Genomic DNA, 20034 nt, shown 5'->3' with positions numbered 1-20034 from the left:
CATAAGAGCGAACAAACAAGATTATGGCTGCAAACCCACGGAAAATTCTGGTGACCTGTGCGCTGCCTTATGCGAACGGCTCAATCCATTTGGGCCACATGCTCGAGCATATTCAAGCAGATGTATGGGTGCGCTATCAGCGCCTACGTGGCAACACGACTCACTTTATTTGTGCCGACGATGCCCACGGCACCCCCATTATGTTGAAAGCACAGCAAATGGGTGTCGAGCCAGAAGCCATGATCGCTGGCGTGCAACAAGAGCACCAAGCCGACTTTGATGGCTTTGATATCAGCTTCGATAACTATCACAGCACCCACAGTGATGAAAACCGTGAGCTCGCCTCGTTTATTTATACTCAGCTCCGCGATAAAGGTTACATCACCAGCCGTACGATCTCTCAGCTGTTTGATCCGGAAAAAGAAATGTTCTTGCCGGATCGCTTTGTCAAAGGCGAGTGTCCAAAATGTCACGCCGACGATCAGTACGGTGACAACTGTGACAACTGTGGTGAGACCTATACCCCAGCAGAGCTGATTAACCCACGCTCAGCGGTGAGTGGCGCCACGCCCGTAATGCGTGACTCTGAGCACTTCTTCTTCGATTTGCCGCAATTTGAGCAAATGCTGAATGAGTGGACAAAGTCCGGCTCACTGCAAAGTGAAATTGCCAACAAAATGAATGAGTGGTTCGAAACCGGCCTTCAGCAGTGGGATATCTCACGTGATGCCCCTTACTTTGGTTTCGAAATCCCTGACCAACCCGGCAAGTTTTTCTACGTTTGGCTTGATGCACCGATTGGTTATATGGGGTCATTTAAAAACTACTGTGACAAACGCGGTGACATCGACTTCGACGAGTATTGGAAAGCCAGCAGCGACACCGAGCTATATCACTTTATCGGCAAAGACATTGTTTATTTCCATAGTCTGTTCTGGCCAGCCATGCTCGACGGTGCCGGTTTCCGCAAGCCAAATAACGTCTTCGTGCACGGTTATGTCACCGTCAATGGCGCAAAAATGTCCAAGTCGAAAGGGACATTCATTAAAGCGAGCACTTACTTAAAACACCTTGATCCCGAATGCTTACGCTATTACTACGCCGCCAAGCTCAACAGCCGTATTGATGATCTCGATTTAAGCTTGGATGACTTTATCCAGCGCGTGAATACCGACATTGTCAACAAAGTGGTCAACTTGGCCTCTCGCAACGCGGGCTTTATCAGCAAACGCTTTGACGGTCAGCTGTCGCCCGTTTGCTCTGAGCCTGAGCTTTATCAAACCTTTATCGATAAAGCCGAGCACATAGGTGAACTCTACGAGGCACGCGAGTTTAACCGAGCGATCCGTGAGATCATTGCGCTTGCCGATAAAGCGAACCAATACGTCGACGAGAAAGCCCCTTGGGTCATCGCCAAAGAAGACGGTAAAGACGCCGAACTGCAAGCGATTTGCTCAGTGGGTATTAACTTGTTCCGAGTGCTGATGACCTACCTAAAACCTGTGATGCCCAAACTGGCCGAGCGTGCGGAAGGCTTTTTAAACGACACCTTAACGTGGGAGAGCATTGCGACCCCGCTGACTGGCCATCAAATCACCAAGTTCAAGGCGCTATTTAACCGAATTGATCCAAAAGCGGTCGATGCCATGATTGCTGACAGCAAAGAAGATGTCGCGACTGAAGAGGCGGCGAAAGCAAGCGCGCAAGGGCCACTTGCCGATGAACCACTCGCGGATGAAATCGAATTTGGTGATTTTGCTAAAGTCGATCTTCGTGTCGCTAAAATCCTTGAGTGTGAAGCCGTGCCAAAAGCGGATAAACTGCTCAAATTCAAGCTCGATATTGGCGGTGAAACACGTCAGGTTTTCTCTGGGATCAAATCGGCCTACAAGCCGGAAGATCTGGTGGGCAAGCACACCGTGATGGTCGCCAATTTAAAACCAAGAAAGATGAAGTTTGGCATGTCAGAAGGCATGATTTTAGCGGCCGGCCCTGGCGGGAAAGAGATTTGGATCTTAGAGCCTCATGAGGGCGCCCAGCCAGGTATGCGGGTCATGTAACCTTGCTGCCTCGTCAATTTGCACAAGCAGAGAATAAAGAGCCCAGTCGGGCTCTTTTTTTGTCCAATGAGTGCCATCCATCGATTCTCCCCTGCACTACGAGTGAGCAATCACGCCCAAGTAAGGTGCGCAGTAAGAGCACATCCACGCGCCAGTCATTGCGCTACAAGGCGTGATTCACCTCTCAATTTTGGCATGCTTCATGCTCCGCTCTGTATACGCGGAAGCCATAGCAAGGAGAGCATATGGGATGGTTAGTGATGATAGGAATACTGGCGCTCACGATTGCTAGCGTGGTGGCGGTCATCGTGTTTCGTCAACGACCGGATTGGCGATTGCATCAACTGCATGAGTTACGGGCTTTGCTCCAGCATGCAGGTTACCTCGCCACTCAACCGCGCGTCGATCCGTATGACTATCAACGATTGCTGGATCAAACACGTCAGTTACACCACTTGGCACCCCATGCGCAAAAGCCAATGTATCGGCTTTTTTTCCATCACCTTCACGCCTTGCCACAATATGATGATGTGACCCAGGCCAAGATGAAAAACCGCGCCTTGCAGCACCTAGCGTACTTGCTGGATGAAGCCATCCCGCCCGTGTTAATTGCCTGTGGTGATGACCACACGCTCTCGTCTTACCAACAAATTTGGTATGCCGTGCTAGAGCTACTTCAAGCTCGCCAACGCTTTTCCTACGCGTCAATACAACTGGAGAACGCAACGCCCAATGCGCACCAGTCCCTAAGCTTACAACAACAAATACTCACCAAGCGTTTAGCACAACTGCGCGACCTTGAATTGGGCGATGCATTCACCGATAAGATAGATCAGGTTATCTCACAGCTTGATGATGTACACACCTTGTCACTCAATCGCCGCCTGGCGCTGGCGCAGCAAGTTAACGCCGTGATGCTGGATGCACTCGACACCTTTCTGGCTACACTGCTCGCCCGCTTTCCTACACCAGAAGATGATATCTTCAATACGCTGTCACCCATCAATGATCCACACCATCAAAGATTCAACCATACACAGCAATAAAAAAGCCGGCGCAAGGCCGGCTTAATAGCAACACGATGACACTTACCCAATATGAGTCTGTCCACCCATGTATGGACGCAATACCTCAGGGATTTCAATACGCCCATCCGCTTGTTGGTAGTTTTCCAAAATAGCCACCAAGGTACGGCCTACCGCCAAGCCCGAACCATTCAAGGTGTGCAACAGCTCAGGTTTTTTCTCACCTTTACGACGGAAACGTGCCTGCATACGGCGAGCTTGGAAGTCCATGGTGTTTGAGCACGATGAAATCTCACGATAAGTGTTTTGTGCTGGTAACCAGACTTCTAGATCGTAGGTTTTCGCCGCACCAAAGCCCATGTCGCCGGTGCAGAGCAACATCTTACGATATGGCAGATTCAGCAACTGCAATACTTTTTCTGCATCCGCAGTCAATGACTCCAGTGCTTCCATTGAGTCTTCTGGCTTAACCACCTTCACCAACTCAACTTTATCGAACTGGTGCATACGGATAAGGCCGCGCGTATCACGCCCGTATGAACCTGCTTCTGAGCGGAAGCAAGGTGTGTGTGCGGTCATGCACAGCGGCAAATCGGCTTCATCGATGATTTCATCACGTACCATGTTGGTCAGCGGCACTTCCGCCGTTGGGATCAACGACATGCCCACCCCTTCTTCCGTCGCCGGCTGGGTGTGGAACAAGTCTTCACCAAATTTCGGCAGCTGACCGGTGCCATACAAGCTGTCCGCATTGACCAAGTAAGGCACATACATCTCAGTATAACCGTGCTCATTGGTGTGCAAGTCGAGCATAAATTGCGTAAGCGCACGGTGCATACGCGCCATTTGCCCTTTCATCACGATAAAACGAGAGCCAGATAGCTTCACTGCACTGGCAAAATCAAGACCACCGGTGAGTTCACCGAGGTCGACGTGATCTTTAATCTCGAACTCAAATTGACGGGGCTCGCCCCAGCGTGAGATTTCCTGGTTCTCAGATTCATCTTTACCGCTTGGTACGTCGGCCGCAGGTAGATTGGGCACGCTCATGACCACGTCATTCACTTTTTGCTGGAGTGCCGCGAGCTCCGTTTTCGCCGCATCCAATTCATCACCAAGGTTTGATACTTCTTCTAGCAATGGTGCAATGTCTTCACCCTTTGCTTTAGCCTGGCCAATGGACTTCGATCGGGAATTACGCTCAGCTTGCAGTTGTTCGGTGCGAATTTGCAGCGCCTTACGTTGTTCCTCGAGTTCACGCATAGCGTCAACATCAAGCGTAAAGCCACGACGAGCGAGTTGTTGAGCGGTTTCTTCCAGCTCAGTTCGAAGTAATTTGGAATCCAGCATGCTAATCCTGTGCTTTCGGGTTATTGACTGTAAATTGACGAAGTTAAACCTTACCCAAAAAGGGTAAATTTGCCTAGCGCTTTTGCGGGCTTTTTGCATCTTGCTCAGCGAGAAAGGCGAGCTTTTCGGCGATTTTAATTTCTAGCCCACGATTGACGGGCTGATAGTAACGCGCCTCGCCAAGCTCTGGGGGCAGATAGCGCTCGCCCGCCGCATACGCATTGGGTTCATCGTGGGCATAGCGGTAGCCATCACCGTGTCCCATTTGCTCCATCAATGCTGTTGGCGCATTACGAAGGTGCATGGGAACGGGCGCGTTGGCGGTGTCTTTCGCGTCACGCAAGGCTTGTTTCCACGCGGTATACACCGCGTTGCTTTTCGGGGCGCTGGCCAAATACACCGCGGCTTGTGCAATGGCGCGCTCACCCTCCGAAGGCCCGACGCGGGTAAAGCAATCCCATGCGTTCAGTGCCACCTGCATCGCGCGCGGATCGGCATTACCGACATCCTCAGAGGCTATCGCTAACAAACGTCTTGCCACGTAAAGCGGATCACCTCCCGCGCTCACAATGCGTGCATACCAATACAGCGCGGCATCGGGACATGAACCACGCACTGATTTGTGAAATGCAGAGATCAAGTCATACCACGCATCCCCCTGCTTATCGAACTGTGCCACTTTTTCACCGGCCACGTCTTTAAGCATCGGCATCGTGATTTGACCATCGGCCATGTCTGCCAACATTTCCAGTAGGTTTAACGCCATACGTGCATCACCACTGCACGCTGCCGTTAACGCCCTTTTAACGCCATCATCAAAGACCAGGGACTGCTCACCGAGCCCACGTTGTGAGTCGGCAAGTGCTTGATCAATCACCGCTTCCAAATCGCTCTCGTCAAGGCTGGTTAAACGATACACACGGGCACGCGATAGCAACGCGTTATTAAGCTCAAACGAGGGGTTTTCCGTAGTGGCACCAATAAACGTGACCGTTCCCGCTTCCACATGGGGCAAAAACGCATCCTGCTGACTTTTATTAAAGCGGTGCACTTCATCCACAAACAGAACGGTACGAATACCAGCTTGCTTGTTTTGCTCTGCGCGTCCAATCGCCTCTCGGATCTCCTTGACGCCAGAGGTCACAGCCGAGATTTGTTCCAGCTCTGCGTTGGCTTGGCGCGCGGCAATATCGGCGAGCGTGGTTTTACCGGTCCCCGGAGGCCCCCAGAAAATCATCGAATGGAGGGAGCCAGACTCAATCGCCCGGCGAAGCGGTTTACCCTCGGCGAGAAGATGACGCTGACCGATGTACTGGTCAAGCGTGAGTGGCCGCATACGTGCGGCCAGTGGGCGAAAATCGTCTGCAAAGTCAAGCGGTAAGGTCGACACAGTCACCTCCGAGGCAATTATCTTGGTTGGCGCTGATCGTCGATCATCACTGAGTCGGGTGGCGTAAACGAAAACACGTCCGACGCCGGTGCTTGTCGGCTAAATTGGCTCAGCGTGAACTGGCTTTGTTGCCCATCTTGCTCAACCACGGTAAAGCCGGTCAAGGTACCATCCGGCTTCACGGTGACTTCAAATTCGCCAATCGTGCCTGTGGTTTTTGGCGTTAAGGTAAAGGTGTCAGCCTCTTGGGTGATTTGATAAGCCTGCCAATCACTTGGCTGATTGCGTGTCAGTAGGACAAACGGCGTTTGTGCCGTAGCATCCTCCAACCACATCGCCGTCACTTGCTCAACAAATGGGCTGTAGTACCAGAGCGTCTCGCCATCGGAAATCATGATGGTTTCATCGGGTGAGGTCGTGGTCCAGTTAAACAAGTTTGGCCGCTGAATCGCCAACCGCCCTTTTGCTTGATGAATCACCTCTCCTTCTGGGCTTTGCACTGTTTGGGAAAATTGCGCACTAAAGGCGTCAACCTGACTCAAGCGATCCATCAGGTGTTGTTGTGCCTGCGTTTTCGCCTGCACCGACAATGCAAAAAGTAGAGACAGCACCACCATTAGGTGGCGGATAGCAGAGAATCGAGTCATGAAACCTTCCATTCGATCAATCTTTGGGTGGCGGTGGCGCGATGACTTCGCGATTACCATTATGGCCTGGTGAGCTTACGACACCATGTGCTTCCAGTTGTTCCACAATACGCGCCGCACGGTTGTAGCCAATTTTAAACCGGCGCTGCACACCAGAGACAGAGCCTCGGCGGCTCTCGGTGACAAATTCAACCACTTGGTCGAAAAGCTGGTCCAACTCTTCCCCATCTCCGCCTGAGGGTGCTTCACCCGGCAACAAGCTATCAGAGCCTTGATCCCCTTTGGTTATTTCGTCTAGATACTGTGGCTTACCACGTGCTTTCCAGTTATTCACCACACGGTGAACCTCTTCATCACTGACAAAAGCGCCATGTACACGGATGGGGTGGTTGGAGCCATTGGGCATAAAGAGCATATCACCCATCCCCAGTAACGACTCTGCGCCGCCTTGGTCGAGGATAGTGCGTGAATCTGTCTTAGTAGACACCGTAAACGCCATCCGCGTTGGAATGTTGGCTTTGATTAAGCCTGTAATCACATCAACGGACGGACGCTGAGTGGCAAGCACAAGGTGAATCCCCGCTGCCCGCGCTTTTTGTGCTAGTCGCGCAATCAGTTCTTCCACTTTTTTGCCCACGACCATCATCAAATCGGAAAACTCATCCACGACCACCACGATATACGGTAATTTCTCGAGTTTAGGCGCCGATTCGTCCATCGAATCACCCGGTTTCCAGAGCGGATCGGGGATGGGGTTGTTGGCGGCTTCAGCCGCCTTCACTTTTTCGTTAAAGCCTTTTAGATTTCGCACCCCAAGCGCCGACATCAGCTTGTAACGACGCTCCATCTCACCAACACACCAACGCAGGGCATTGCCAGCGTCTTTCATGTCGGTCACGACCTCTGTTAACAGGTGTGGGATCCCCTCGTATACCGATAGTTCGAGCATTTTAGGGTCAATCATGATAAAGCGCACGTCTTCGGGTGAGGCTTTATACAACATGCTCACCAGCATGACGTTCACGCCCACCGACTTACCCGAGCCTGTGGTACCGGCCACCAGCATATGTGGTGCCTTCCCCAAATCAGTGATAATCGCTTCACCCGCGATATCATTCCCCAGCACCACCGAAATAGGCGAGTGGCTATTCTTAAAACGTTCGCTTCCAATCACTTCGGACATAAACACCGTCTCCCGGTGCTCATTGGGCAGTTCAAGGCCAATGTAGGGCTTCCCTGGGATCACTTCGACCACACGCACTGCCGTGGTCGACAAAGCACGCGCCAAGTCTTTGGATAGGCCAGAAATGCGCGAGACTTTCACCCCAGGGGCCAAGTCAAGCTCAAAACGGGTGATCACTGGGCCTGGGTACACGCCAACCACTCGCGCCTGGACTTTAAAATCTTCTAACCGTGCTTCAACCAAGCGGGCAATCTTCTCAAGCTCTTCACGCGTCGCCTGCTCTGCAGTATGGCGAGCGGGATCGAGTAGATCGAGGGTCGGGAAAGGCTCTGTCGGCGTGGGTAAATCCGGCTCATCTTTTACCAGGAAAGGATGGTCGAGCCCCGCCGCCTGCTGTTGAGCCTTTTGCGCTTGGCGAATGGTTTCTTGGAAGGGATCGTCATCCTCATCCGCGCCACTACTCGCTTGTGCTGCACGCTCAAGCTCGGACAGTCCATCTTGATTGCCATAGGTTGTGTCGGCGTGGCGAGACGATGAGGCTGAAGGCGCTTCATCCGCTTGCGAGTGGTCACTCATTTGCTCCGCTGATGCGCTGATCGCCTCTGTTTCCTCTACCTCAACATCCGATGACGAGAAAGATGGCACTTCGTGCTCGATCGCGATATCCCACTGCCCTAGCGTCGGTTCACTAGGTTGATCGCTCTCATGGGCCACGGATGCCGCATCGTCTGCGGATGAATAATCGGTCGCTGGTACATCGGTTTCCGAACGCGCTTGTCCACCAAAAATAATAGGCGACGCAGCCTGGTTCTGTGTGTGCTCATCATTGGTGGTACGCTCCGCCTTATCCGGCGCTGACGGCGTCAGGCGACGTAAATCACTGAGCTCCATGGGTTCAGATGCATTGGCTGCGGTACTCTGTGTCTCGGTGTCTGGCACACCTAACTCGGTCGGCGCGTCACCACGAATCCGATTCACCGCCCACGTCACACCGTTGAGCGTCATCGCGCCAAGATGGTCAACAATGGTTAACCAAGAAATACCGGTAAAAAGGGTAAAGCCGGCCGCCCAACCAAACAGCATCACCAAGGTCGTGCCTAATACGTTAAATAGCGGCAGCGCCAAACTGTTGGTGACATCCCCCATCACGCCACCAGAGGAAAAATGCCAAAAGTCGTCAAAATTCAAATCGGCCAACGAGCAGCTAGTTAAAAACAGGATGAACAGTCCTAATATGCGCGCACCGATAATGGTATAATTAATCGGTTCATCGTCGCTGCGGCGACGCAAGAACACCCACCCTCCGAGGATCGCCGCTGGAGGCAGCGGATACGCCAAGATGCCAAACGAAAAGAAGAGACTGTCGGCGAGCCATGCGCCCATGGCACCCGCCGCATTGTGCACATCACCATGCCAGGCAGTTTGCGACCAGGATGGGTCGGCCGGATTAAAAGACAATAGGGCCACCATGGTGAACACGGCTGCCGCGAGTACCAGAATAAACCCACACTCTTTTAATCGCTGAACGCCATCTAAACGCGCTTTAGCACGAGCCGCTTTGGGCTCCCGACGTAAAGAAAACTCCATCATCACCTGTTTAATACCGTTCTTGAACCGCATTCCTCATCCTACTTTGAGGCTTGCTCATGTTGCCCTGACTTTATCACATTCATGCCGTGAGGGCAGGCATGATGCATGTTTACGCCAAATCTTTACCGAGATATCACACAATCTTATGCTATCCGCACAAAAAATAAGCCGAGCATGACGCTCGGCTTCAGTCTCGATAGGTGGTGCATCGCACCCCTTTTCATCACCTGGCTAACGGGTATGGATAACCAGATGATTGCTCTGTTTAACCTCTTCCATCACCACATACGTACGGGTGTCATTCACGCCGGGCAAACGCAGCAAAGTTTCACCCAATAACTTGCGATAAGCCGACATATCCGCTACTCGTGTTTTAAGCAGGTAGTCAAAATCCCCTGACACCAACGAGCACTCTTGAATGTCCTCAAGCGTTTGCACCGCTTTGTTAAATTGCTCGAACACATCAGGCGCGCCGCGGTTGAGTGTGATTTCGACAAACACCAACAGTGATGCATCCAAATACTGGGGGTTAAGCAGTGCCGTATAGCCAAGGATATAACCTTGACGCTCAAGACGTCGTACACGTTCTAGACAGGGGGTAGGAGAAAGACCAACACGTTTTGATAACTCAACGTTAGAGACTCGCCCATCCTTTTGGAGCTCGTTCAGGATGTTGCGGTCAATGCGGTCCAATTCCTTGGAGGGCTTTTTTTTGGTATCTACCATTTTTTATTCCACCTTGTTACTTCCTTGCAAAAAGATATACCAAATTAAATAACATCTAAATGATCTTTAGCATCAAATGCTGGTTTGTTGCCTTTATACTAGCCTGAAAATTGACAATATCAATAACAAGCCAGCCGATAACACTGAATAAACAAGAGGTGACAGCATGATCATTGGCGTTCCAAAAGAAATCAAAAACCATGAGTACCGTGTTGGTATGGTGCCAGCGAGTGTTCGCGAGCTTATTTCTCACGGCCACTCTGTTTACATTGAGACCAACGCAGGTAACGGTATTGGTTTCTCTGACGACGACTATAAAGCCGCCGGCGCGTCTATCCTTCCTACTGCTGCTGACGTCTTTGCCAAAGCAGAGATGATCGTCAAAGTGAAAGAGCCACAAGCCGTTGAGCGTGCGATGCTCCGCGAAGGACAGATTTTGTTCACCTATTTGCATCTTGCACCAGATTTTCCGCAAACAGAAGACTTAATTAAAAGTAAAGCCATCTGTATTGCCTACGAAACGGTAACAGATTCTAAAGGTCGATTGCCACTCCTTGCACCCATGTCTGAGGTCGCCGGCCGCATGTCTATTCAAGCAGGTGCACAAGCGCTAGAAAAATCACACGGCGGTTCGGGCATGCTGCTCAGCGGTGTACCTGGAGTCGAGCCGGCGAAAATCGTGGTACTAGGCGGTGGTGTTGTCGGCTCGAACGCCGCTCGTATGGCCGTTGGTCTGCGTGCTGACGTCACAATTCTCGACAAAAATGTCGATACCTTACGTCGCCTTGATGAAGAGTTCCAAGGGCGTGCCAAAGTGGTCTACTCCACAGAAGAAACCCTTGAACAACACGTATTGAACGCCGATCTGGTTGTCGGTGCCGTGCTGATCCCAGGTGCTGCTGCCCCCAAGCTGGTTAACGAAGATCACATTAAGCGTATGAAGCCAGGCGCCGCCGTGGTGGACGTCGCTATCGACCAAGGTGGCTGTTTCGCAACATCACATGCAACAACCCATGCAGATCCCACCTATATCGTGGATGATGTCGTTCACTACTGTGTCGCCAATATGCCTGGCGCGGTAGCACGTACTTCTACTGTCGCTCTGAACAACGCCACACTGCCTTATATCGTTAAGCTAGCGAATAAAGGCTATCGTGATGCCTTGGTCGAAGATGCGCATCTACGTAATGGTCTGAATGTCATTGGCGGTCAAGTGACCATCAAAGAAGTCGCAGAAGGCTTTGATTTACCTTATGTCGACGCAATGGACGCACTGAAGTCGGCACATTAATCGGCCACGCCAATCATAGAAATCGAGGGCACCATCACGGTGCCCTTTCTTTACCTTTCTAATTTACCTACAATCAGTCCATTCAAAAACGAACCTCTTTCCTGCTCGGAGACGTGAATGAGTAACATTAAGCATGCGAACCTATTGATCCTGGGTTCAGGCCCGGCTGGCTATACGGCCGCTGTTTACGCCGCGCGCGCTAACTTAAACCCTGTGATGGTGACCGGAATGCAACAAGGTGGCCAGCTGACCACCACCACCGACGTTGAAAACTGGCCTGGCGATCCTGAGGGACTGACAGGACCGGCATTGATGGATCGCATGAAAGCCCATGCGGAAAAATTCGAGACTGAGATTATCTTTGATCACATCAATGACGTGGACTTATCCTCACGCCCGTTCCGCTTAAAAGGTGATAACGGTGAGTTCACCTGTGATGCGTTGGTTATTTCTACCGGTGCCTCTGCGCAATATCTTGGCCTTCCATCTGAAGAGGCATTTAAAGGGCGGGGCGTCTCAGCCTGTGCGACCTGTGATGGCTTTTTCTATCGCAACCAGAAAGTCGCGGTGATCGGTGGTGGTAACACGGCGGTCGAAGAGGCCTTGTACTTGTCGAATATTGCCTCAGAAGTGCATGTTGTTCACCGTCGCGAGACCTTCCGAGCCGAGAAAATCCTCGTTGACCGCATGATGGATAAAGTCAACAACGGCAATATTGTCCTTCATACTAATCGCGTGTTGGATGAAGTTTTAGGCGATGAAATGGGCGTGACCCAAGCACGCTTGAAAGACACCCAAAGTGATGAAACCGAAACACTGGATGTGATGGGTGTGTTTGTTGCTATCGGCCATAAACCCAATACCGATATTTTTGCGGGTCAATTAGAGATGGAAAATGGCTACATCAAGGTTGAGTCGGGCCTTAATGGCAACGCCACTCAAACCAGCGTTGAAGGTGTCTTTGCTGCTGGTGATGTGATGGATCATGTTTACCGTCAAGCGATCACCTCTGCAGGCACCGGTTGTATGGCCGCATTAGATGCCGAGCGCTATCTCGACGCTCTGGCAAATAATCAGTAAGCCCACGCTCTCATGCAGGCTGCCGTTCGGTGGCCTGCCCAGCCTATTTGTAGGCTCTCATAAAACAATAAGACGATATGGATAAATCTAAACAGCGGGCGCTAACCCAATGGCTCAAGTCGCAGAGCACGTTAGCCAAACCCTGGTTAGTTGCGACGATTAGTATTGCACTCCTCTCCGGTGTGCTTTTGATTGCCCAAGCAGCACTTCTTGCCCACCTGCTGCACCAGTTGATTATTGAACAAACGGATAAATTTGCCCTACTCCCAAGCTTTTTTGCCCTGGCTGTTGTCGTGATAGTGCGTGCGCTATGCAGTTGGGCGAAAGAGCAAACGGGTTACCGCTGTGGTGAAGCGATTCGCCAACATATTCGTCATTTAATCCTGAATCGTCTCGAGGCGTTGGGGCCGGTGAGTATCCAAGGGCGCCCAGCAGGCAGTTGGGCGAGCCTGATTTTAGAGCAAGTGGAAGAGTTACAAGACTTTTTTGCCCGTTATTTACCGCAAATGGCCATCGCCGTCCTGATCCCGTTGGTGATCTTAGTCGCCGTTTTCCCAATCAACTGGGCCTCAGGATTGATCTTTTTAGTGACCGCACCGTTGGTCCCCTTTTTTATGGCCTTGGTTGGCATTAAAGCCGCTGATGCCAACCGAAAAAACTTTAAGGCACTGCAACGTTTATCCGGTTACTTCTACGACCGATTACGTGGACTGCCCACACTCAAGCTGTTTAACCGCGTCGAAGCGGAGGCCGAGCAGCTTCATCTCGCGTCACACACGTTTCGTCAACGCACCATGGAAGTGCTGCGCCTCGCCTTTTTATCATCGGCCGTGCTGGAATTTTTCACCGCTATTTCCATCGCCGTTGTCGCCGTCTATTTCGGCTTTAGCTTTATTGGTGAGCTCGACTTTGGTCACTATGGCGCCTCCATTTCACTGTTTACCGGTTTATTTGTTTTAGTGCTCGCCCCCGAGTTTTATCAGCCGTTGCGCGATCTCGGCACCTTTTATCACGCCAAGGCGCAAGCGATTGGTGCGGCTGAGTCGATCGTTGAATTCCTGGACGCTCAGCCAGATACCGGCACTCAAGGTGAGGCCACGCCTGATTTATCCACCGTCGCTATTATCGCGCACGACCTGGAGGTACTCAGTCCCGACGGCCACGTATTGGCTGGGCCCATGCGTTTTTCCGTTCAGCCAGGCGAGCAGATTGCGCTCATTGGCGTCAGTGGCGCAGGCAAATCCAGCCTCCTTAACGCCCTGCTTGGTTTTCTGCCCTACCGTGGTAGCCTCACCATTAATGGCTGCGAACGCCGTGATCTCTCCATCAGCCACTGGCGCCAATCGATCAGTTGGGTCGGGCAGAATCCGCAACTTTTCCACGGCAGTATCCGAGACAATATTGCTCTGGCCAACCCTGAGGCAACGCCAGATATGATTAATCAGGTGATGACGCAAGCGTACGTGGATGAATTTGTGATGCGATTGACCGACGGCTTAGCCCACTCTGTCGGTGACCGAAATGGGGGGTTATCGGTGGGTCAAGCACAGCGCATTGCCGTCGCGCGAGCGTTATTACAAGATGGCGCCCTCTGGGTACTGGATGAACCGACTGCAAGCCTAGACGCACATAGCGAAAATCGCGTGCTGGAAACCTTGAGTGCAGCAACACAAGATAAAACCTGTATACAGGTATCGCACCGTTTGGACTCACTCGCCAAAAGTGACCAAGTCTGGGTAATGATGGATGGGAAACTCGTGCAACAAGGCCCATATCACAGTCTGGCTGACTCGGGCCCGCTGGCAGAGATGCTGGCTTCCGCCGATAGGAGAAACCTCGATGCGTGAACTACTGCCCTATCTTCGCCTTTATAAGCGCCACTGGTTTGGTTTGAGTTTAGGCATGGTACTGGCGTTTGCCACACTATTTGCTGCTATTGGCCTACTCACCCTCTCCGGCTGGTTTATTGCCGCTGCGGCTGTTGCAGGCCTAGCGAGTATCGCTACCTTTAATTACATGCTCCCTGCGGCGGGTGTGCGTGGCTTCTCTATTGGCCGTACCTTTGGTCGTTGGGCCGAACGTGTGGTTAGCCACAATGCCACCTTCAAACTATTGGCAGATTTGCGCGTGTCATTTTTTCGCAAACTCGCCCCGTTAGTCCCTGATCAAGGGCTGAATATGCGTGATGGCGATTTGCTTAATCGCATGGTCGCCGATGTCGATGCCATGGATCACGTTTATCTGCGCCTAGTCAGCCCGATGCTGGTCGGTATCGTCGGTATCCTGGCGGTGAGTTTCTTCCTGGGGTGGTTTGACCCAAGGCTTGGCATGGCGCTTGGACTGACCTTGCTCGCGTTACTGATTGGGCTGCCCATCCTTTTTTATCGCTTGGGTAACGATCAAGGCCGTGCTCAATTGGAGCAAAACGCAGCCACACGCATAGCACTGCTCGATTGGTTACAAGGCCACGCCGAGCTGGCTTTATTTGGCGCACGTGACCGTTATCGCGCCCGCATCGATGACAGCGAGCAAGCGATGCTTCACGCACAAGCCAATATGGCGCGTATTACCGGATTGGCCAATGCCGTGCTCGTCGCGGCCACAGGGCTAACATTGGTGATGATGATTTGGCTCGCAGCAGATGGTGTCGGTGAGCGTATGCCAGGCCCACTGATCGCGATGGTCGCCTTTACAACCATGGCCAGCTTTGAGCTGATGATGCCTATTACCGCCGCGTTCCAATATCTGGGTAAAACGCTTACCGCTGCCAAACGACTGAATGCGATCACCGAGCGAGCACCCAGTGTCCCCTTCCCTTCCCACGGACATACTGGCCCTGCCGTCGGCGATATTTGCTTTGATAACGTCAGTTACCAATACCCAGGCGCGGCACAAGACGCGGTTTCAAATATCTCGCTCCACGTGACACCGGGACACACACTGGCACTTCTAGGAAGGACGGGATGTGGTAAGTCAACCTTATTGAGCTTGCTCACCCGCGCGTGGGATCCCACCCAAGGTCAAATCACCCTTGATGGGGTGCCTCTAATGCAATGGCAAGAAACCGCGCTGCGTGACGCCATGTCTGTGGTGACACAAAGCGTTGATTTGTTCAATGGCACACTGCGCGACAACCTTACCCTCGCTTGCCCAGATACATCAGACGATGATCTCGCCTCTGCCCTGCACCGCGTCGGCTTAACCGGGCTGCTCGAAGGCCAAGGGCTAGACGCATGGTTGGGCGACGGCGGACGACAACTCTCTGGGGGTGAGCGCCGCCGTTTGGGGATTGCTCGTGGCCTCTTGCACCCCGCGCCGATTATGTTGCTTGATGAGCCAACGGAAGGACTGGATGTGCAAACCGAAGCAGAGATCCTATCCTTACTGCAAGACCATTGTCAGGATAAAACCGTGGTGATCATTACCCATCGATTGGTTGGCTTGGCGCATATGGACACAGTGTGTTTAATGGATGCAGGCCGCATTATTGAGCAAGGCACGCACCAAGACTTGCTGGCACGTAACGGTCGCTATGCACAACTCATGAACCGCTTGTAATAAGAGAGTGTACGATGACCCTCTTTTTACCCCCTTTAGCGCAAAATGATGTCGGCTTTCCGCCCGTGAATGAGGCGCTCTCTCACCCCGATGGCTTGCTCGCCATTGGGGGAGATCTATCACCTGCGCGGCTAATGTCGGCTTATCGCAGTGGTATTTTCCCTTGGTTTGGCGAAGATGACCCTTTATTGTGGTGGTCGCCGAGTGAACGCGCCATCCTTCAGCCCTCTGATTTTCACGCCAGTCGCAGTTTGCGTAAAGCCGCCAAAAAGTCTGCGTATACCATCACGTTCAATCGCGCATTCGAGACGGTGATCGCTACCTGCGCGACTGTTCGTGGACCTGAACAGACCTGGATTACCGATGAGATGCAAGCCGCTTACTGCCAGCTTCATCAGCAAGGCGATGCCCACAGTGTGGAAGTGTGGGACGGAACACACCTTGTCGGCGGGCTTTACGGTGTCTCTGTAGGCCGTGTGTTCTGTGGTGAATCCATGTTTTCCCACACGTCCAATGCGTCAAAGTTTGCCCTTTGGCAATTTAGCCAATTCTTCGCGCAACGAGGGGGGCACTATATTGACTGTCAGATGATGACCCCACATTTAGCCTCTTTGGGCACCAAACCCTGGACACGCGACGCGTTTATCGCCGCGCTGCACGCTCATCGCGATGACCCCATTATCCAGGGCTGCCAACCGCAGCAGATAGCAGATTGGAGACCATAATGAGTGTGGGGATCCAGGTAGGCGTCACGCCTACAGCACCTTGCCAATACTTGTCTCACCAGCAAGAGCAACTGGCCGTGGTGATGTCGGCGGATTACCACACGCCCGAGCGATATGCTGCACTGTTAGCCGCTGGCTTTCGTCGCAGTGGTAACCTTATTTACCGGCCGCACTGCCCACAATGCCAGGCCTGCCAAGCGCTTCGGATTGATGTGGCCAAATATCAACCCTCAAAAAGCCAAAAGCGTCATCGCAGCCAGCTTAATCGCCTAGAGATTAAAGTGAGTGATGAGCTTGATGAGAACTGGTTTGCGCTCTTTCAACGGTACATCGCCACTCGCCATGCTGATGGCAATATGTACCCTGCCAAGCGCCAAGATTTTCTCGACTTTATCGGTAGTGACTGGTTATCCCCGCGCTTTATCCATTTGTATCAACGCGATCATAACCAACTCACTCTGGTTGCCATCGCCGTGACTGATGTCGTCGCCGACGGGTTAAGTGCGCTTTATACCTTTTTCGAACCAGAGCACCGCTTCTCTCTTGGACGCGTCAGTATTCAGGCACAGCTACAACTGGCAAATTCACTCCATTTACCCTGGCTCTACTTGGGCTATCAAATCGACACCTGTCCAGCGATGCGTTATAAGGCGGACTATTATCCACATCAACGCTTTATCAACCAGCAGTGGCGGGCGTTTTCCTGGCCGCTTATTCCACAATAGTGGCTATTTTTTCTAGCAAGGAGCGCCCCAACAGGGTAAAATTCGCACCCGAACTTTACAGACTTTCAGAATAGAGGCATTATCTGTCGGTCAAAAAATTGGCTACCAGAAGAGGCCTAAGAGGATTCAATGGCAAAAGAAGACGTAATTGAAATGCAAGGCACCGTACTCGATACGTTGCCTAATACTATGTTCCGCGTAGAACTAGAAAACGGTCACGTGGTGACTGCCCACATTTCAGGCAAGATGCGTAAGCACTACATCCGCATCCTGACCGGCGACAAAGTCACTGTTGAAATGACCCCTTACGATTTGTCCAAAGGTCGCATCGTTTTCCGTTCGCGTTAATCCTCCGAACGCGATCAAAAAACCCGGCAGCGATGCCGGGTTTTGCTTTTTCGTCTCAAGATGATTAAGCAGGTTCCATTTGATCACTGAATTGGAAGTCCAACCGGTTATCTTTCAATACCACACGAACCGTCCCTCCATTGACCAGACAGCCAAACAGCAGCTCATTAGCCAGTGGCTTTTTCAAGTTATCTTGGATAACGCGCCCCATCGGCCGTGCTCCCATTGCCTTGTCATAGCCTTCTTCCGCTAGCCAGCGCTTAGCCTCTGACGTCACCTCAAGCGACACGCCCTTGGCGTCCAGTTGAGCTTGTAGCTCGACAATGAACTTATCCACCACTTGCAAGATAACTTGCTCATCCAAGTGATTAAACCAGATGATGTTGTCCAAACGGTTACGGAACTCTGGCGAGAACACCTTCTTAATTTCGGACATTGCATCATGACTGTGGTCTTGCTGAATCAGGCCAATCGACTTACGCACCGTCTCGGCCACGCCAGCATTGGTCGTCATCACCAAGATAACATTGCGGAAATCGGCTTTGCGTCCGTTGTTGTCCGTCAAAGTGCCATTATCCATCACCTGTAACAACAGGTTGAACACGTCTGGGTGTGCTTTCTCAATTTCATCAAGCAGCACTACACTGTATGGGTGCTTGATCACCGCATCGGTCAGCAACCCGCCCTGATCGTATCCCACATAGCCTGGGGGAGCACCAATCAAGCGGCTCACTGTGTGACGTTCCATGTACTCCGACATGTCAAAGCGCTGCAACTCAATGCCCATCGCGCGGGCCAATTGTACCGTGACCTCGGTTTTACCGACCCCGGTAGGCCCGGCAAACAAGAAAGAGCCGACCGGTTTATTCTCATCGCCCAGTCCTGCGCGGCTTAACTTGATCGCTTCAGACAACGCGGTGATGGCGGTATCTTGGCCAAACACCAACATTTTCAGCTTGTCATCCAGCGACTGCAGCACGTCTTTATCTGACGAAGAAATCGACTTCTCAGGAATACGCGCCATTTTCGCAATCATACTCTCAACATCAGGGACATTGACCGTCTTCTTGCGTTTGCTTGCTGGCGCCATACGACACCGCGCCCCCGCCTCATCGATCACATCGATCGCTTTGTCTGGCAAATGACGCTCATTAATGTATTTCGCCGACAGCTCCACAGCAGCACGAATGGCCTTATTTGTATAACGCACTTCGTGGTGGGCTTCGTATTTGGGTTTCAGCCCCATCAAGATTTTAGTGGTGTCATCAATAGAGGGCTCAATCACGTCGATTTTCTGGAAACGGCGCGCCAGTGCCCGCTCTTTTTCGAAGATAGAGCCATACTCTTGGTAGGTCGTCGAGCCGATACAGCGTAACTTTCCGCTACTCAATAGCGGTTTAATTAAGTTTGCGGCATCTACCTGGCCACCACTGGCAGCACCTGCGCCAATGATAGTGTGGATCTCGTCGATAAAGAGCACCGCATGATCTTCTTTTTCGAGTTGCTTCAAGATCGATTTAAAGCGCTTCTCAAAGTCACCACGGTATTTGGTCCCGGCTAATAGAGACCCAATGTCGAGCGAATAAATCACGCAATCTTTGATTACATCTGGCACTTGCCCTTCGACAATGCGCCATGCGAGCCCTTCTGCAATTGCCGTCTTACCGACCCCGGCTTCGCCAACCAACAGGGGGTTATTCTTACGACGGCGACACAGGACCTGGATGGTGCGCTCAAGTTCCTTATCACGACCGATTAGCGGATCAATACCGCCAACACGCGCGAGCTGATTAAGGTTAGTCGCGAAGTTCTCCAACCGGTCTTCACCCGGCTCCGCACCGGCCTCATCGGCGCCCATGTCACTGCTTGGCAGATCGTCGCCTTCATCTTTCGTGGTGCCATGGGAGATATAGTTGACCACGTCAAGGCGACTCACGTCGTTCTTTTTAAGCAGGTAAGCGGCGTGGGACTCTTGTTCGCTAAAGATGGCCACCAACACGTTCGCACCGCTTACTTCGCTACGACCGGATGACTGCACATGAAAAACAGCCCGCTGGAGTACTCGCTGGAAGCTTAGCGTTGGCTGCGTTTCCCGCGACTCATCGTCCGCAGGGATCAGCGGCGTGGTTTGTTCGATAAACGCATCAAGTTCTTTGCGCAGCGCCTCCAAATCTGCACGGCACGCGACCAGCGCATCGTGCGCGGCCGCATTTTCGATCAACGCGAGAAGCAGGTGCTCCACCGTCATGAATTCGTGGCGTTTTTCACGCGCACGTGCAAACGCGCCATTCAAACTGGCTTCAAGTTCTTTGTTAAGCATAAAGGCACCTCCCTCA

General features: G+C 52.1%; 15 protein-coding genes. 9 read left to right on the top strand and 6 right to left on the bottom strand.

The genetic code is table 11. The annotated features are described in order from the left end of the window. Window positions 1-23 precede the first annotated feature (23 nt). Together metG and EHW58_RS03645 are read left to right on the top strand one after the other, a co-directional pair. On the top strand, window positions 24-2060 hold the full coding sequence (gene metG, locus EHW58_RS03650) for a methionine--tRNA ligase (protein WP_152794812.1): 2037 nt from the start codon (window positions 24-26) through the stop codon (window positions 2058-2060). A gap of 245 nt (window positions 2061-2305) precedes the next feature. Next, on the top strand, window positions 2306-3106 hold the full coding sequence (locus EHW58_RS03645; RefSeq protein WP_152794810.1) for a hypothetical protein: 801 nt from the start codon (window positions 2306-2308) through the stop codon (window positions 3104-3106). A 42-nt stretch (window positions 3107-3148) separates the two neighbouring features. Here EHW58_RS03645 and serS read toward each other — a convergent pair whose 3' ends face one another. From serS to lrp, 5 genes are all read right to left on the bottom strand, one after another. Continuing rightward, complete coding sequence (serS, locus tag EHW58_RS03640) at window positions 3149-4435, bottom strand: serine--tRNA ligase (protein ID WP_152794808.1); 1287 nt, start codon at window positions 4433-4435, stop codon at window positions 3149-3151. 73 nt (window positions 4436-4508) lie between these two features. Then, window positions 4509-5825, bottom strand: a complete 1317-nt coding sequence (locus EHW58_RS03635) for a replication-associated recombination protein A (RefSeq protein ID WP_046073518.1) — start codon at window positions 5823-5825, stop codon at window positions 4509-4511. A gap of 17 nt (window positions 5826-5842) precedes the next feature. Continuing rightward, on the bottom strand, window positions 5843-6472 hold the full coding sequence (gene lolA / locus EHW58_RS03630; protein WP_369795671.1) for an outer membrane lipoprotein chaperone LolA: 630 nt from the start codon (window positions 6470-6472) through the stop codon (window positions 5843-5845). Between the two features lie 16 nt (window positions 6473-6488). Then, window positions 6489-9242: a DNA translocase FtsK gene (locus EHW58_RS03625; protein WP_152794887.1), complete on the bottom strand. Its 2754-nt coding sequence runs from the start codon at window positions 9240-9242 to the stop codon at window positions 6489-6491. Between the two features lie 234 nt (window positions 9243-9476). Then, complete coding sequence (gene lrp / locus EHW58_RS03620; RefSeq protein WP_046073519.1) at window positions 9477-9971, bottom strand: leucine-responsive transcriptional regulator Lrp; 495 nt, start codon at window positions 9969-9971, stop codon at window positions 9477-9479. Window positions 9972-10137: 166 nt separating this feature from the next. On the opposite strand from lrp, the gene ald reads away from it, so the two are divergent. From ald to infA, 7 genes are all read left to right on the top strand, one after another. Further along, window positions 10138-11262 (top strand): alanine dehydrogenase, encoded by a 1125-nt coding sequence (gene ald / locus EHW58_RS03615; protein WP_046073520.1) that lies wholly within the window; start codon window positions 10138-10140, stop codon window positions 11260-11262. Between the two features lie 117 nt (window positions 11263-11379). Further along, window positions 11380-12342 (top strand): thioredoxin-disulfide reductase, encoded by a 963-nt coding sequence (gene trxB, locus EHW58_RS03610; RefSeq protein ID WP_077579218.1) that lies wholly within the window; start codon window positions 11380-11382, stop codon window positions 12340-12342. A gap of 77 nt (window positions 12343-12419) precedes the next feature. Next, entirely contained in the window at window positions 12420-14189 is a 1770-nt protein-coding gene (gene cydD, locus EHW58_RS03605) for a cysteine/glutathione ABC transporter permease/ATP-binding protein CydD (RefSeq protein ID WP_152794806.1), read from the top strand. After that, entirely contained in the window at window positions 14182-15900 is a 1719-nt protein-coding gene (cydC, locus tag EHW58_RS03600) for a cysteine/glutathione ABC transporter ATP-binding protein/permease CydC (RefSeq protein WP_152794804.1), read from the top strand. The genes cydD and cydC overlap by 8 nt, the downstream gene beginning before the upstream one ends. 14 nt (window positions 15901-15914) lie before the next feature. Then, window positions 15915-16625: a leucyl/phenylalanyl-tRNA--protein transferase gene (gene aat / locus EHW58_RS03595; protein ID WP_152794802.1), complete on the top strand. Its 711-nt coding sequence runs from the start codon at window positions 15915-15917 to the stop codon at window positions 16623-16625. Then, window positions 16625-17350, top strand: a complete 726-nt coding sequence (locus tag EHW58_RS03590) for an arginyltransferase (RefSeq protein WP_152794801.1) — start codon at window positions 16625-16627, stop codon at window positions 17348-17350. The genes aat and EHW58_RS03590 overlap by 1 nt, the downstream gene beginning before the upstream one ends. A gap of 129 nt (window positions 17351-17479) precedes the next feature. Next, entirely contained in the window at window positions 17480-17698 is a 219-nt protein-coding gene (gene infA / locus EHW58_RS03585) for a translation initiation factor IF-1 (protein ID WP_021022425.1), read from the top strand. Between the two features lie 64 nt (window positions 17699-17762). Here the strand turns inward: infA and clpA are convergent, their stop codons facing one another. Beyond that, window positions 17763-20018: an ATP-dependent Clp protease ATP-binding subunit ClpA gene (gene clpA, locus EHW58_RS03580; protein WP_077579213.1), complete on the bottom strand. Its 2256-nt coding sequence runs from the start codon at window positions 20016-20018 to the stop codon at window positions 17763-17765. Window positions 20019-20034 lie beyond the last annotated feature (16 nt).

The sequence above is a fragment of the Salinivibrio sp. VYel1 genome (assembly GCF_009377945.1).
Classification (GTDB): Bacteria; Pseudomonadota; Gammaproteobacteria; order Enterobacterales; family Vibrionaceae; genus Salinivibrio; species Salinivibrio siamensis.
The sequence above is the reverse complement of the archived record's forward strand: the minus strand, read 5'-3'. Positions and strand labels throughout refer to the sequence as shown.